The sequence below is a fragment of the Bacillus sp. EKM501B genome (assembly GCF_011800505.1).
In the GTDB taxonomy this organism is placed as follows: Bacteria; Bacillota; Bacilli; order Bacillales; family Bacillaceae_G; genus Bacillus_A; species Bacillus_A cereus.
The window spans coordinates 730,521-746,548 of the sequence record NZ_JAALFZ010000001.1; the positions used below are offsets into that span (position 1 = coordinate 730,521).

Sequence of the window (16,028 nt, forward strand, 5' to 3'; positions counted from 1 at the left end):
TTTTTGTTTCAATTACTTCCACCAAATCCAAGTCCAAAGGTAATTTCGTACATTTCGAGGAGTAATGCGAATGAAGCGTTCACCGTCAAAGAAGCAATTTAAATTTGGAAGTGCTTCATCTGGATTTTCTGGAACAAAGGTGACGATGTTTTCGTTACTTGTAACGGTTACTGTAATTGGTGGGTCGGTAGGCGAGTCTTGAAGTTGTAACGAAATATTGGCCGTATTTTTAAAGGGATTATTAACAGGGGGGCTTATCACTTGTACTGTGAATAACACGATAATTGTTTCGTTTGGTTCCAAATTAGTAGCGACTAGGAAACCGATATTCGGATTCGCTAGTGGAGAGCGTTCACCGTTAATAAAGACAGTGCCATTTATAAATTGTAAACCTGCTGGAATAGTATCTTGTAACGAAATATTTGAGAGTGAAATTTCAGAAGTATTTGTAATGCGTACCGTGTAATCAAAATATTGATTTAAATAAGCTGAGCTGACGGAAGCATTTTTCGTGACTGTTGCAGTTATAAATTGAACTGGTATACGAACGATATTTGAATTAACAATAAAAGTAATAATTGGATCCTGTGGTGTCAACTGAAAAGCAGCGGTAACTGTTGCAGAATTTATAATTGTACTGTTTGAAGGAATAGAAGTTGCGAGAACTTGAAATGTTATAGTTGCTACTTTACCTGCAAATAAAGAACCAATATTAATACCAGTGTCTGGACGAACATTTGGAACGGGAGTGCCGTTAATGGTTACGCTGTTTTCTATAAATGTTGTACCAGCTGGAATTGTGTCTATAACAGAAGTACTGATTGTAGGAATTGGGGAATGATTGAATACCGCTAATGTGAATGTAATGATATCTCCTATAACGACAATAGATTTGTCAGCTGTTTTTTCAATGCGAACCATCGGATCAATAACTGTCGTTGTAACGGTATTTGTTTGTTTTGTAATTGTAATAGGTGGTTTTGTTGGATCAATGATAACGGTATAGGAAACAGAAGCATCATTATTAATTGTAGATTGAAGAGTAGAAGAAGATATTGTCACTTGGAACGTAATAATAACAAATTCATTAGGAGCAAGATTTCCTAACGTAATACCATTTTCAGGATTCTCATTAGGCTGATTGATTCCGTTAATCGTAACACTACCAGCAACAAAAGTCGTATCTATTGGTACGGCGTCTATGGCAAGAAGGTCTTCAATCGTTACATTACCGCTATTCGTAATCGTAATTGTATACGTTAAAGTTTGACCAGGTAAGGCGTTTGTTACATCAGCAGACTTAAAAGCAATGACATTATCATTTTGGACAGTAGTTTTGACAGTATTTGTTGTAGTCGTATTTGTAACAGGTACGTTATTTGGGTTGACTATATAGTTAAAAGTAGTAATTGCGTTGTTGTTTAGTTCATTTGGTGTTGGAATAGAAGTCACAGTTACTTGGAATGAAACGATAGCATCTCCACCAATAGTTATAGTACCAATTGGTATGCCGCTTACTGGATTCACTCCTGGAAGAGTTTCTCCGTTTACAATGACGCTATTTTCTATAAACGTAGTACCTTGAGGAATAATATCTTGAATGATTACATCATTTACTGCAACATTACCGGTTTGATTTAGTGTAATCGTATACGTTAACGTATCACCAACCGTTGCAAATGCAAGGTCAACAGCTTTATTACTATTCAAATTCGCATGATTAATTTCTGTTAAAGCAGCTGATGAAATAATAGTTTCGGTAATAGGTGGTCGATTTGGTACCGTGTATTCATATTCAATTGTACTCGTGTTAGAGATTGGATTTGTTTGTGGAATCGAAGTAACCCGTACTTGGAATAGAATGGTTGCTGTCGTATTAGGCGGAATGTTATCAATTTGTATACCGTTAAGTGGATTGTCATTTGGCCGAGCGTTGCCATTCACGATAACACTATTCTCTATAAAGCTCGTATTTGCTGGGATGATATCTGTAACAATAATGTTTTCTACTTGTATATTCCCATTGTTTGTAATGGAAATAGTGTAAGGGATAATAGTTTGTAGGTCAGCATATTGGATAGGTGTTGTTTTTGTCGCAATTACATTAGCAGAAATAACTTCAGTGAAGGTAATATTGCTAGTGGATATTTGTTCTTCCACGTTTATTGTATAACGAGAAGTTGATTGATTTTGAACATGGCCGCTAGCAGGAAGAGCTACGACGGTAACAGAAAATGTGACTGGGATAGAAATATTAGGAGCAATCGTTCCTACAAGTATACCTGCACTTGGGTTGGCATTAAGCTGAGGAATGTTATTTACTAAAACGCTACCGTCAATAAAGGTTGTTCCATTAGGAATATTGTCTGTAAATACAACAGCAGTGGCATCCGTATTCCCTGTATTCGTTAAAGTTGTTGTATAAGTTAAAATGTCACCAATCGTTACAGAGGTTAAATCAACAGTTTTAAGTGAAACGATGTCAGCATCATTAATTTGAACAAAAGTAGTATTGGAAGTAGTAGATTTTTGAATTGGTGCAAAGTCAGGATTGAAAATAAAGTCGTAGACGACGTTTGCAGTATTAGGTGTTGGATTTACAGCAGGTAAATTCGTAACGGAAACTTGGAATGTTATTGTAGCCATTTGACCTGCTGCGACATTAGGAATGGAAAAGCCGATATTCGGATCTGCTGCAGGAAGTACAGTATTATTAACTACTACACTTCCTGGAATAAATACTGTTCCATCCGCTATAGTATCTGTAAAAAAGATGGAGTTAGTTGTAGCCGATCCATTATTTTGAATGAATACTGTATATTCAATGGTTTCATCAATGTTAGCTAATACAGTATTAGTGGACTTTGTAGCAATAAGAATAGCATCAATAAATTGTATGTTTGTAGCATTGGAAGAGGTCGTTTCTGAAATTGGTGGTGTGCTTGGGTCTGGTCGATACTCATAGTGAATGACGGCGATATTATTAATGTTATTTTGTGGCGGTATAGAGACTACGCTTACTTGGAACGTAACAATAATCGTATTATTTGGAAGAATTATATCAAGATTGATACCTGTAATTGGATTTTCGTTAAGTCTTGGTACGCCATCTACAAGAATGCTATTTGGAACGAATGTGGTGCCAGAAGCAATTGCGTCAAGTAGGAGAGTATTTGTAATAGGTATTGTACCAGCGTTTGTAACTGCGACTGTATATGTGATGATTTGACCGATACGTGTAATGGATCTGTTAGCGGATTTAATTGCACTAACATTTGCCGTCCGCACTTCAGTATTTACTGCATTTGATAACGATCTACGCTGAATAATTTGAGAACTAGGGTCAATTTGGTATTCGTACGAGGTGTCTGAAATATTAATGACTACATTGCCAACTGGTATATTTGTAAGTTGTACTTGGAATGAAATAGTGACTGTTTCATTTGGTTGTATCGTGCCGAGAGTTACTCCGTTTTCAGGATTAGCGCCAGGCTGAATTACATTATTTATTGCTAAGCTATCTTCAATAAATATAGTACCTTCTGGAATGTTATCAATGAACACGGTATTGTTAGCTGGAACGGTTCCTATATTTTGTAGTGTATTTGTGTAGGTAATAATTTGCCCGATTGATGCGAAAGTTATATCCGTGCTTTTAACAGAAATAATATTTGCGTTTTGAAGTGATGTTGTAACAATGTTAGAATTTGCAGAGCGATTCACTGGTGGGGCTGTAGGGATACTTACATATTGGTAAGTTGCTGAAGATTGATTTACAATTTCGGTTTCAGTAGGTGGATTATTTGTTTGCACTTGAAATAGTATCGTTTTGGAACTGTTAGCTGGAATTGTTCCAATCGGTATTCCGTTTTCAGGATTTACACCTGGCTGAAGGACACCGTTAATTGTGACACTATCGGGAACAAATGTAGTCCCAGCTGGGATAGAATCTGTGAAAACAATATTTATTGCGTCAACATTACCGATATTTTTCACTTCAGAAATATAAAGTATAGTTCCGCCAATATCTACAGTTGTTGGATTGGATGTTTTTGTAATTGTCAATTGTGCTTGCACGAAATTTGTAATGACGATATTACTAGTAGATGTTTCAGTAATAGGCGATTGCCCTGGGTCTGGTTGGATTGTATATGTTGTATTGGATTGATTTGTAATCGATTCTCGCGAGAATGAATCTTTAATAAGAATTTGGAACGAAATAAGGTGAGTAGCGTTTGCTGCTAAGGTAGGTAAAGTAACACCTACATTTGGATTGGCACCAAGTATAGTTGTTCCATTAAGTGTAAAACTATTTTCTACGAATGTAGTATCTTGGGGAATCGTATCTGAAAATATGAGATTCGTAGCTGGAATATTTCCGGTATTTTCTAGTGTTATTGTGTAAGTCAAAATATCACCTGTTGTTGTTTGAGGTGCATTGACTGCTTTTAAAGAAAGGATAGTTGCATCCGAAATTTGTGTGAAAGCAGGATTAGACGTAATTGTTCGAGAGATGATAGGAGCAGTTGGATCGGCGATAAAAGTATAGTCAATACGGGCTGTATTAGAAATTGGGTTCACGCTTGGTATAGATTGAACGATAACCTGGAATGTTACAGTGACGATTTCTGACGGTGTGATGGAGTTTAATGGTATTCCTACGTTAGGATCGGCACCTGGAACAGAAACACCACTAATGGTAACGCTATTCGGAATAAATGCAGTTCCTTCTGGGACCAAATCTGTTAAAGTAACTGTATTTGCAGTAGTATTTCCGTTATTTTGAACGACTACTGTGTAAGTGATTGTACCGTCAGTAGATTGTACGAGAGAATCTGTACTTTTAATTACGGATAACGATGCATCAACAACAGCTGTATTAACCGTATTAGACGAGGATGTTGCTGTAACAGGAGGTTGACTTGGATCGACAATATACGTGTAACTTGTAAGTGCTTGATTTATAATCGCTCCTTGCGGTGGAATAGAACTTGCAAGAAATTGGAACGTAATAGTAGCGGAATCACCTGGTGCGATAATACCAACTGGAATACCGAGAGTTGGACTTGCATCTGGAAGTGAAATCCCGTTGAGCGTAACACTATTTGGAACAAATAATGCTCCTTCAGGAACTCCGTTAATGAGTAATACAGAGTTTGCAGGGAAGTTTCCAGTATTCGTTAATGTTGCTGTATACGTAATTACATCCCCGATAGATACAATTGAACGATTTGCTTGTAAAACAGTTGTAACAGTCGCATTATTAATTTGTGTTGAAGCGCTATTAGAATTTATCGTGCCTGTAACAGGAGGAGAGGCCGGATCAACGATGAATGCGTATTGAATAGATGCTACGTTTGTAATCGGATTTGAAGGTGGAGTAGATGTAACTATGACTTGGAAAGTAACGGTTAAGGAACTACCTGCGCTAACTGTTCCGATATTCACTCCGTTATTTGGATTTGCGCCTGGAATGGTACTTCCATTTACAGCAAAACTATTTTCAACAAAGGTCGTTCCAGTTGGAACTGGGTCTGAGAAATTTACATTCGTAGCGTTTGTATTGCCGTTATTTTGAATCGAAACTGTATAAGTGATCGTATCTCCAATATTTGCAAAGGCTGTATTAGCAGTTTTTACAGCTGAAAGTATGGCTGTATTAATAGAAGTAACGAAGACATTCGTTTCCACATTGCCAGGCTGAGCCAGTAATGCATTGCCTACGTTATATTGGAAGTTAACAAATCCTAAGTTTTGGAGTTCAGGTGTGAACGTTGTTGGATTACTTACGATTTGTACTTGGAATATGATTGTAACAGTTTGATTTGGACTGATTGTATTTATGCCAACACCGTTAATAATCGAAGCGGATGGTAATGGAGTGCCATCAACAATAACTGATCCTGCAACAAATTGTGTCCACGATGGTAAAGGGTCTGAGAATATAGCGTTGTTAGCAGGAATATTGCCTGTGTTCGTAATAGTCGTTGTATACGTAATCGTATCACCAATCGTTGCAAAAGTTTTATCTCCTATTTTAATAGTATTTAAAATAGCACTTTCAATTTTTGTTGTAACGTTGTTAGAAATAATATTTTTTGAAACTGGAGGATTAGCTGGATTAACGATATGTTGAAAGCTAACGCTAGCTTGATTAGTAATTGGATTTATAGGCGGAATTTCATTGGCGATAATGTGAAATGCTACGATGACAGATTCGTTTGGCGCGATATCACCGATTGGAACGCCTGTAATGATATCTGCATTTGGGATGCTAGTTCCGTTCAGTGTAAAGCTATTCGGTTCAAAGGAAGTTCCGTCTGGAATAAGGTCGGTAAAAATAACATTCGTTGCACTCACATTTCCGCTATTTGTAATTGTAACGGTGTAGGTAATATCCTGCCCGATATCTACCGTAGATACATTTGAATTTTTTTGTGCAGTAAGGATAGCGCTATTAATTTGTGTTGTCGTTGTATTAGATTGATTGGAAGTTGTAATAGGTGGCTGGCTAGGATCAACGACATAATGATATGTGGTAGAAGCAGAGTTAGAAATGGGATTAAGTGTTGGAAGTGTAATAACAGTTGCTTGGAATGTAACGATTGCCGTATTACCACCATTAATGGAACCAATATTTACACCAGTTGATAAATCGGCGTTTGGAATGGTTTGCCCATTAGCTGTGAAACTATTTGGAACGAAACTTAAATTGCTATCAAGAATATCGATAATAGTTACATCAGTTGCGGTCACATTCCCGGTATTAGGAAGGTTAAGTGTAAATGTTATTGTATTACCAACATCCGCAAAAGTAAGATTTGCTGTTTTGGTGCTAATAATAGTTGCGTTGTTTATTTGAAGGAGTGTAGTGTTGGAAGTAGCTGCACTTGAAACGGGAGGATTAACAGGATCAACAGTAAATTCATACGTTGTTGATGCTTTATTTGGTGCTGGGTTACTAGGGGGAATATTGTTTACTGTAACTTGAAAGACGATGCTATATATTTCATTTGGTGGAAGTGTTGCAAGTAATACACCTGTATTTGGATCCGCGTTAGGTTGTAAAACGCCATCGACAGTTAATGTGTTAGGAACAAATGTGAGTCCACTTGGTAATGCATCTGTGAATACAATATTAGTTGCATCGGTATTGCCTACATTGGTAATAGAAGTAGTATAAAAAGCAGTTTGCCCGATATCTGCAAAGGATACACTTTCATTTTTGGTCATAGATAATATGGCTTCTTTAATTTGGGTTGAAACAGGATTGCTAATTGAAGTTTCTGCTTCAGGTGGTGAGACTAATTGATACGATGTTGATGAGAAATTTACAATTGGGTTTGCGGTTGGTAATGATGTTACAGTAACTTGGAACGAAACTGTTACTGTAGTCCCGGCTGTTATTGTCCCAATATTCACACCGTTCGATGGATCCGCCCCGCTTTGAGGAACTCCATTAATAGAAAATGTGTTTGCAATAAATGTAGTGACGCTTGGTACGGTATCTGTAAATATAACATTTTGTGCGGATGAGTTTCCATTGTTTGTTAAAACGACAGTATAAGTGAGTGTGTCTCCAATACGACTAAAGGATTTATCGACTTGTTTTAATGAAAGAATGTTAGCTGTATTAATCGTAGTAAACACTGTGTTTGAAGTAACGTTTCTTGAAACAATAGGTGCATTGGGATCAGCGATAAATGTGTAAGAAGCAGTAGCGGAATTGGCAATAGGATTTTGAACAGGGGTAGAAGTAGCGGTCACTTGAAATGCTATAGATATTGAGCTGTTAGGGGCAATTGATCCAATCGTTATGCCTGTATTAGGATTCAATCCAATTTGTGTGAGTCCATTTATTGTAACGCTATCAGTAATAAATGTTGTACCATTTGGTATAAGATCCGTGAAAGTAATATTAGTTGCATTTGTATTACCGTTATTCGTTAAAATTGTCGTATAGGTTATGGTATCGCCTAGTGTTACAAGGGTTTGATCGACCGATTTTACCATCGTTATCATAGCATCTAATACAGGATTTGTAGCAATATTCGTAGAAGTAGAGGTAGTAGCAGGAGCGCTGTTTGGATCAACAGTATAAGAATATAAAATTGTGTCATTACCCATAATTGAACTGGAAGGGGAAACGGAAATAACATTTACTTGGAAAGTAACAGTTACCGTTTCACCAGGAGCGATATTTGGTATATTTACTCCAAGTGCTGGTTGCGCACCAGACTGCTGAACGCTATTTATTGTGACTGAATTTGGTATAAAGGTAGTGTTAGCTGGAATAGCGCTTGTGAAAGTAATATTCGTTGCGGCTGTATTTCCGGTATTTCTAATAGTAGTTGTATACGTAATCGTATCTCCAACTGAAACTATAGATTTATCAGCACTCTTTTTTGTTGTTAAAATTGCACTATTAATAGTTGTCGAAACCGTATTAGATACATTCGTTTGCGATACGGCAGGTTGGCTAGGATCGACCACATGTGCAAATTGTACAGAGCTAGAATTAGAAATTGGATTTATACTTGGAATGTTTGTAACAAGTACGTTAAGAGTAATCACGGCCGTTCCATTTGGGTTTATATTTCCAATCTGAATTCCGTTAGCTGGATTTCCGATTTGCTGTGTACCAGAATCGTTTGTAAGAGTGCCAGATATGAATGTCGTTCCATCAGGTAAAGTATCCGTAAAAATTATATTTTGTGAAGTGACATTTCCAGGGTTACTTAATGTAATTGTATAAGAAATTGTATCGCCAATTGTTGCGAAAGTTTTATTTACAGATTTGATTGCCACAATTTCCCCAGAATTTATTTGTGTCGAAACCGGATTGGACGTCGTACTTCTTGAAACGAGTGGTAAGTTTGGACCTGTCATAAATTGATAATTAATGGAAGCGCTGTTTACAACCGGTGAGTTTGGTCCGCCTGGTCCAATTGTGAAAATTGGATTTGGAATGCTAACTACTTGCACACGGAAGGTAACGTTTATAAAATCTCCAGCAATAATATCCCCAATCGGTATCCCATTCGCTGGATTTACTCCAGGCAATAAAACTCCGCCTACTCGAACGCTATCTTCTATAAATACTGTGTTATTTGGAATCGGATCTGTAAAAATGATATTCGTAGCAGTTGCGTTTCCTATATTATCTAATAAAACAGTATACGTTAAAAATGAATTTCCAGGTGCTACGTCAGAAAATAGTCGATCTACACTTTTCGTTGCTTGAATAATCGCTTCGTTAATTTGAACTAAAGTTGGATTACTTGTAGCTGTTTCTATCACCGGCGGCTGGGTAGGATCAATAATGATCGAGTATGTTGTGCTAGATTGGTTCAAAGTTGGGTTTGTAGCTGGTATTGAGCCAACGATAGCTTGAAAGCTAATTGTTGTCGTTCCTCCAACTGGAATTGAGTCTAAAGAGATTCCGCTATCTGGTCTAAATCCAAGTTGTGGGATTGTATTAATTTGTACGCTATCAGGAACGAATGAAAGTTCAGGTGGTAATATATCGATAAAAACAGGTGTGTTTGCTGAAGTATTTCCGCTATTGGTGAGGATAGTTGTATACGTAATTGTATCTCCAACAGCAGCAAAAGCACTGCTTGCAGTTTTTGTTGCGATAACGGAAGCAGTATTTACTTGTGTAAAAGTTTTATTAGATTGAACTGTTCGTGAAACTGGCGGTTCATTTATATCTACAATAAAGCTATATTGAAGCGATGATTTGTTCGGGATTGGATTCGGGTTTGGAAGTGTTGTAATGTTTACTTGAAAACTGAGTGTAGCAGATGCATTTGAATTCAAGTTACCAATATTGATACCGTTTTGTGGATTTGCATTAGTAATAGTTGTTCCATTTACCGTAAAACTATTTGGAATAAACGTTGTACCATTTGGAATTACATCTGTAAAAATAACATTGTTTGCGGTAGTATTACCGGAATTAGTAATGGTAGAAGTGAAAGTAAGTGTATCTCCAATAGTAGCGAATGTTGAATTGACAGTTTTATTTATAGAAAGAGTAGCATCAATAATTGGAGTAACCGTTGTATTCGTAATTGTACTATTGACAGCAGGTGATTGGTTGGGATTCACGGTATATTCATAATTTACAAGAGCATTATTTGTTAATGTGCCACTAGGTGGTATCGCTAAAATTTGTGCTTGAAAAGTAATAAATACAGTATCCCCTGGCGAAATATCTGCCAAGTGAATACCAAGTGATGGATCTAATCCTGGTTGTGGGACATTATTGATCGTTACGGAGTTTTGGATAAATGAAGCTCCTGCACCAAGCCCATCCGTTAAAACAGTCGCACTAGCAGGAGTATTACCTGTATTTGTTACTGCAATCGTATAGGTAACGATATCGCCAATTGCAGCTGTCGGTGTATTCACAGACTTAGTAGCGACAATAGTAGCGTTATTAATTTGAGTTGTTATTACGTTACTTAACGTATTGGCGGATGCTGGAGGTAAGTTAGGATCTACGACGTACTGGTACGTTGTATTGCTTTGGTTCGGGAGTGGATTTGGATTCGGGATAGAATTTACTTGTACTTGGAACGAGATGAGCGTATTTGCATTCGGATTTATTGGATCAATGGCAATTCCACTTGCTGGATTTACATTAGGCAGTGTATTCCCGTTTACAGTAACACTATTAGCAATAAATGATGTCCCGTTTGGAATTACATCTGTAAATATTACATTTGATGCAAGTGTGTTCCCGTTATTCGTTAAAGTAGTCGTGTACGTAATAATATCATTTACGTTAGCAAACTGTTTATCTGCAGATTTAGTAGCGGCAATTGAGGCGTTATTAATAGTTGTCTGTACAGTGTTAGAAGCAACCATCTGCATCACAGCAGGTTTGGATGGATCATACGTATATTGGAATGTTGTGCCTGATTGATTTGTAATTGGATTTACAGCAGGGATAGTTGGTACAAAAACTTGGAATGCAACGGTGCGTGATGAATTCGCTCCTATTGTACCAATTGAAATGCCGGTAGCAGGATTTGCGTTAGCTACAGGGACATTATTAATCGTTACAGTATTAGGAATGAAGAGGGTACCCGCTGGAATGATATCTGTAAACGTTACATTAGCAGCAGGGATATTCCCGTTATTTGTTAAAATAGTCGCATATAGTATGACATCACCAACATCAGCAAAGTTTGTACTCGTTAGTTTTGTAGCAACGATATTAGCAGTATTAATTTGTGTAGTTACTATATTGCTAGCAGCGTTTCTAACAAGAGCAGGTAAATTTGGATCAGCGATAAAGCTATATTGAAGTGAAGCGCTGTTTTGAATTGGGTTTGGTGAAGGTAGCCCATTTGCACTTATTTGAAAAACAATCGTTGTAAAACCACCTGAAGGAATGGAGCCGACTTGAAGACCGGTACTAGGGTCTGCACCTAGTTGTAAAGCACCACCTATAAAAATACTATTTGGTACGATTGTGGTGCCATTAGGGATTATATCGGTAACAATAACATTATTTGCTATAGTATTTCCAAGATTAGCTAAATAAATTGTATATGTGATTGGTTGCCCGACATCGGCGATAGTTAAATCTACTTCTTTGACAATCACTACATTTGCTAAATTAATTTGTGTACTTACAGTGTTACTTACAGATGTTTCTACAGTTGGTGGATCGCCCGGATTTAGAATAAAACTATACTGTGTACTAGATGAATTTAATGTTGGGTTTTGTGTTGGTAAAGAGGTGACGGTTACTTGATAAGAGACAGTAAGTGAGCCATTAGCAGCAATGGAAGGTAGTGGAACACCTATATTTGGATCTGCGTTATTTTGGAGTACACCATTAATAAGAAAAGTGTTTGGAATAAAGGTAGTACCGTCTGGATTCGTATCTACGAAAGTAGGACTATCAGCAGAAACACTTCCTGCATTCGTCAAAGTAACAGTATAAGTTAATATATCCCCTACGGTAGCGAACGCTCGATCCACTGTTTTGGCTGAAATGACATTTGCATCGTTTACTTGAGTAAATGTAGTGGTTGAAGTAGTGTTCTTACTTACAGGTGAAGCGTTTGGATCAACAATAAAGTTATAGGAGATGGAAGCGCTATTTGAAATAGGGTTTGGATTTGGAATGCTAGTTATTACTACTTGGAATGAAGCTGTAATTGTAGTATTAGCATTGATGCTACCAATATTGATGCTAGTTGGTGTAACGCCTGGTTGAGTAACACCGTTAACTATAACGCTATTTGGTACAAAGGCGGTTCCATTCGCAATTGAATCGGATAGTAATACATTGTTCGCTGCAACATTCCCATCGTTAGTAAGAGCGAAGGTGTAAGTTAATACATCGCCAACTTCCGCAAACGTTTTATCTACAGATTTATTAGCATGGAGATTTGCTAGTCTAATTGTTGATGTAACAGAATTAGAATTTGCTGTCTTTGAAGTCGGTGGCAAATTTGGATTTACAGTATATAGATAAGAAGCGAAGGCATTATTAATGATAGGATTTTGGGTCGTAATATTGATGACTGTTACTTGGAAAGAAAGGGTAAAAGTAGCCCCGCCAGGAATTGTGCCGATAGGTAAAGCGACGAGAGAATCTACATTTTGCAAAACTCCGTTTAGTGTTACAGTACCAGGAGTTAATATCGTTCCATTTGGAAGTGGGTCTGTTAGTTGAACGTTATTAGCGGCCGTATTTCCACTGTTTGTAATAAGGATTGTATAACTTATCGTTTCGCCAATTGTGGCAAATTGTTTGTTAGTTGATTTTGTTAATGTTACATTCGCATTGTTAATTTGAGTGGAAACGAGATTAGAAGAAATGTTTTTTGTAACGGGTGATTGGCTAGGGTTGACGGTATATTGATAAGAAGCACTTGATCCGTTAGATACGACATTTGACGCGGGTATTGTATTTACTACTATTTGAAATGCAACATTTTTTGTTGTGCCGCTTGGGATGGATCCAATATTCACGCCGTTAGCGGGATTTACGCCCACTTGTGTCGTGCCATCTATTGTTAAACTGTTTAGAACGAAAGTTGTTCCAGTAGGGATGACATCTGTAAAAATAACATTGTTCGCATTTGTATTACCTGTAGCTGTAAAGGAAACGGTGTACGTTAGTGTATCACCAATATCTGCAAAATTTTTATCTACTGCTTTCGTCATTGTTACAGTAGCATTATTCACTTGAGTGGAGACAATATTTGTCTTATCAGTCCCACTTACTGCTGGTTGATTAGGTACAGGAATGTATTGATATGTTGTTGTTCCACTATTTAATATTGGGTTTGTTTGAGGGATAGAAGGAACGAGTACTTGGAATGAAATAGTAGTAGTGGAATTTGCGGCAATTGACCCAATTGATATACCATTAGCGGGATTTGCTCCAGCTTGAGTAACTCCGTTCACAGTTACACTCCCTGGAATGAAAGTAGTCCCGCTAGGAATCGGATCCGTATATATCACATTCGTTGCAGCGATATTTCCTATATTAGCTAAGGCAATACTGTAAGTTAATGTTTCACCAATATCGGTAAAAAGTTTGTTAACTGATTTTGTTCCATTAATATCTGCGAGGTTAATTTGTGTTCCAGCAGAGTTGCTTGTTGCAAGACCATTAAAAGTTGTTCCTCCGGCGATTGGTGTATATTGAAATGTAATATTAGCAGTGTTAGAGATAGGATTTTGACTTGGAAGAGAAACGACAGTAGCTTGGAAAGTTACTGTACGAGAAGCACCATTATTAATTGTTCCAAGAGATATACCAGCCGCAGGATTTGCATTTGTTTGTGGTACGTTATCTACTGTTACAGTGCCGGGTATAAAAGAAGTACCGCTAGGGAGACTATCTATAAAAATAGCGTTATTGGCAGGAAGAAGCCCGGTGTTAGGGATAGTAACTGTATAAGTGAGAATATCTCCAATTGCAGCAACACTTTTATTCACGCTTTTCGTCGCTTGTATATTTGGTGAGTTTATATTAATTTGTAAGCCTACTGTATTTAACATATATGCGTCTCCGTTAGTAGTTAAACGGATTGCGGCGGATACTTGTGAGTTTGTTAAATAAGGAGAAATATCAATGGAAGTAATGTCCCAGCCCTGTCTTCCTGCGGAGATGTTTGTACTTGTAGAAGCACTTTGATTTCGCGTTCCGAATGTCCCTGTTGTATCTAAGTTTCCTGCAGCATTATTAACTTGAGAACCGAAGAAATTATTTATAGCATTGTTTGGTCCAGATAAAGCATTTAATGAACTGAAATTTGGTCCAAATAAAGCTTGATCCCCGGTTAAATCTGCATCTCCTTCGGTAGAACTTAAAAATAATCTCCCGCTTACTGGTCCTCCTGAAGGTGTTAAAAATCCAGAAACAGATACATCGGCACTACCAGTTTCTGCAGAAACACGGTTACCAGCTACATAAATGGTTAAGTTTCTTGCAGGTAATGTCCCGTTTTGATAAGCGACAATGAGCGTCCATCCAGAAGAATTGATAGCCCCATTAGAAGCATCTAAAGGATCAACAAGTCCAGGGACAGAGCCGGTTGTATAAGAGCCAGATCCAGCAGCTTGAACGAGGGATGTTACATCTGCAGATCGTGTATAGAATCCAAATGTGACAGATCCAGAAACGAAAGTTTGATTTGAAGCTGTAATAGCCGAAGGGGTAATTGAGTATGTTGACACAGGTGTTGTGAAAGAAACAGGATTCCCTAAAATACTCGTAATGTTTTGATCACGAGATAAATAGTTTCCACCCCAAACGAGTTCTGCGTAAAGAATAGTACTACCAGCAGGGATATTTAAAATAGCGGTAGAACTATTTTGTGTATAGTTTAACGTTGTACCTGCAGGAAAAGTAGGTACTTGTAAAGCAGTATTCGTAGTTACGAATGCACCAATTGCACCGATTGTACCAGCACGGTTTTGATTGCTAATTTTACTTAAGCCTAAAGTATTACCTGTAATAGCGAGTGCGCCGTTAGTGGTGGTAGAAAATCGATTCGTAATGGGCATGTTGTCACCTCATTTACAATATAGTCTTGGTCAAAATAACATATGTGTGTGACAAATAAAGGGAAACATGTACAAGTTGATTTGATAATAATGATTTAAATGTCTAGATAAGGGGATGGAGTATGATTGAATTAGAAATTAGAGTGGAGCGTCTTAGGGAAGAAAAAACAGGTAATATTGTATCATTATCTTCTTATATTGGGTGGGATTATAACAGAGAAGAAATTGAGACTATTTTTAACGCAGGGATTGTATACGGTGTTTGGAATGAGAGAGAGGAACTAATTGCTAGCGCGGCAATAATATTATATGGGGAGAAATTAGCGTCTATCGGAATGGTGATTGTACATCCAGATTATAAGGGGAGAGGGATTGGAAAGATAATAACGGAAGCGTGCGTTAAAAGCGTATCAGCTCATACTCCAATTATGCTTATTGCTACGGATGAAGGGAAGCCTTTATATGAAAAGTTAGGATTTAGGGCAGTAAGTTATGTTTCTAAATACATATGTAACTCATACAATGCGAAAGATTATTGTGTAAGAAATGAAGATTATGTGATGAATTATGAAGAGGGTGATTTAGAAAAAATAATAAAAATAGATGAATATGCGTTTGGAACAAATAGAAAAGAGTTTTTAAAGAAAAGAATTATGCAAAGTGAACAGTGTATCGTTGTAAGGGACAAGGAACAAAATGTATTAGGTTACGGTTTAAGCATACAAACACCAGAAAATAAGATAATAGGGCCGGTTGTTGCTAAAAATGATGAGATGGCAATGAGAATAGTACATGATTTAGCAAGAGGGCATAATGGTAAATTAAGAATTGATGTACTAGAAGGAAAGAACGATTTCATGAAAGAATTAGAGATTGCTGGTTTTAAAAAAGTGAATATACCACCAATTATGATGAAAAATAGTAATCGGTTAATAAAAAGAAATAGTGAACTATATAGTATTGCAGCGCAAATTTTTGGATAA

Annotated in this window: 2 protein-coding genes; one reads left to right on the top strand and one right to left on the bottom strand. The window is 37.2% G+C overall.

Features of this window, described 5'->3' with window-relative positions; all coding sequences use genetic code 11:
- Nucleotides 1-12: 12 nt before the first annotated feature.
- Nucleotides 13-15,045 carry a DUF11 domain-containing protein gene (locus HFD78_RS03885; RefSeq protein WP_097862914.1) on the bottom strand — a complete coding sequence of 5,011 codons (15,033 nt, stop codon included), beginning with the start codon at nt 15,043-15,045 and terminating at the stop codon, nt 13-15.
- A gap of 122 nt (nt 15,046-15,167) precedes the next feature.
- Between HFD78_RS03885 and HFD78_RS03890 the strand changes: the two genes are divergently transcribed.
- On the top strand, nt 15,168-16,028 hold the full coding sequence (locus HFD78_RS03890; protein ID WP_061655913.1) for a GNAT family N-acetyltransferase: 861 nt from the start codon (nt 15,168-15,170) through the stop codon (nt 16,026-16,028).

Bases quoted from the DNA above. Each gene is read 5' to 3' on its own strand.
- HFD78_RS03890 (WP_061655913.1), top strand. From the start codon at position 15,168: ATGATTGAATTAGAAATTAGAGTGGAGCGTCTTAGGGAAGAAAAAACA.
- HFD78_RS03885 (WP_097862914.1), bottom strand. From the start codon at position 15,045: ATGCCCATTACGAATCGATTTTCTACCACCACTAACGGCGCACTCGCT.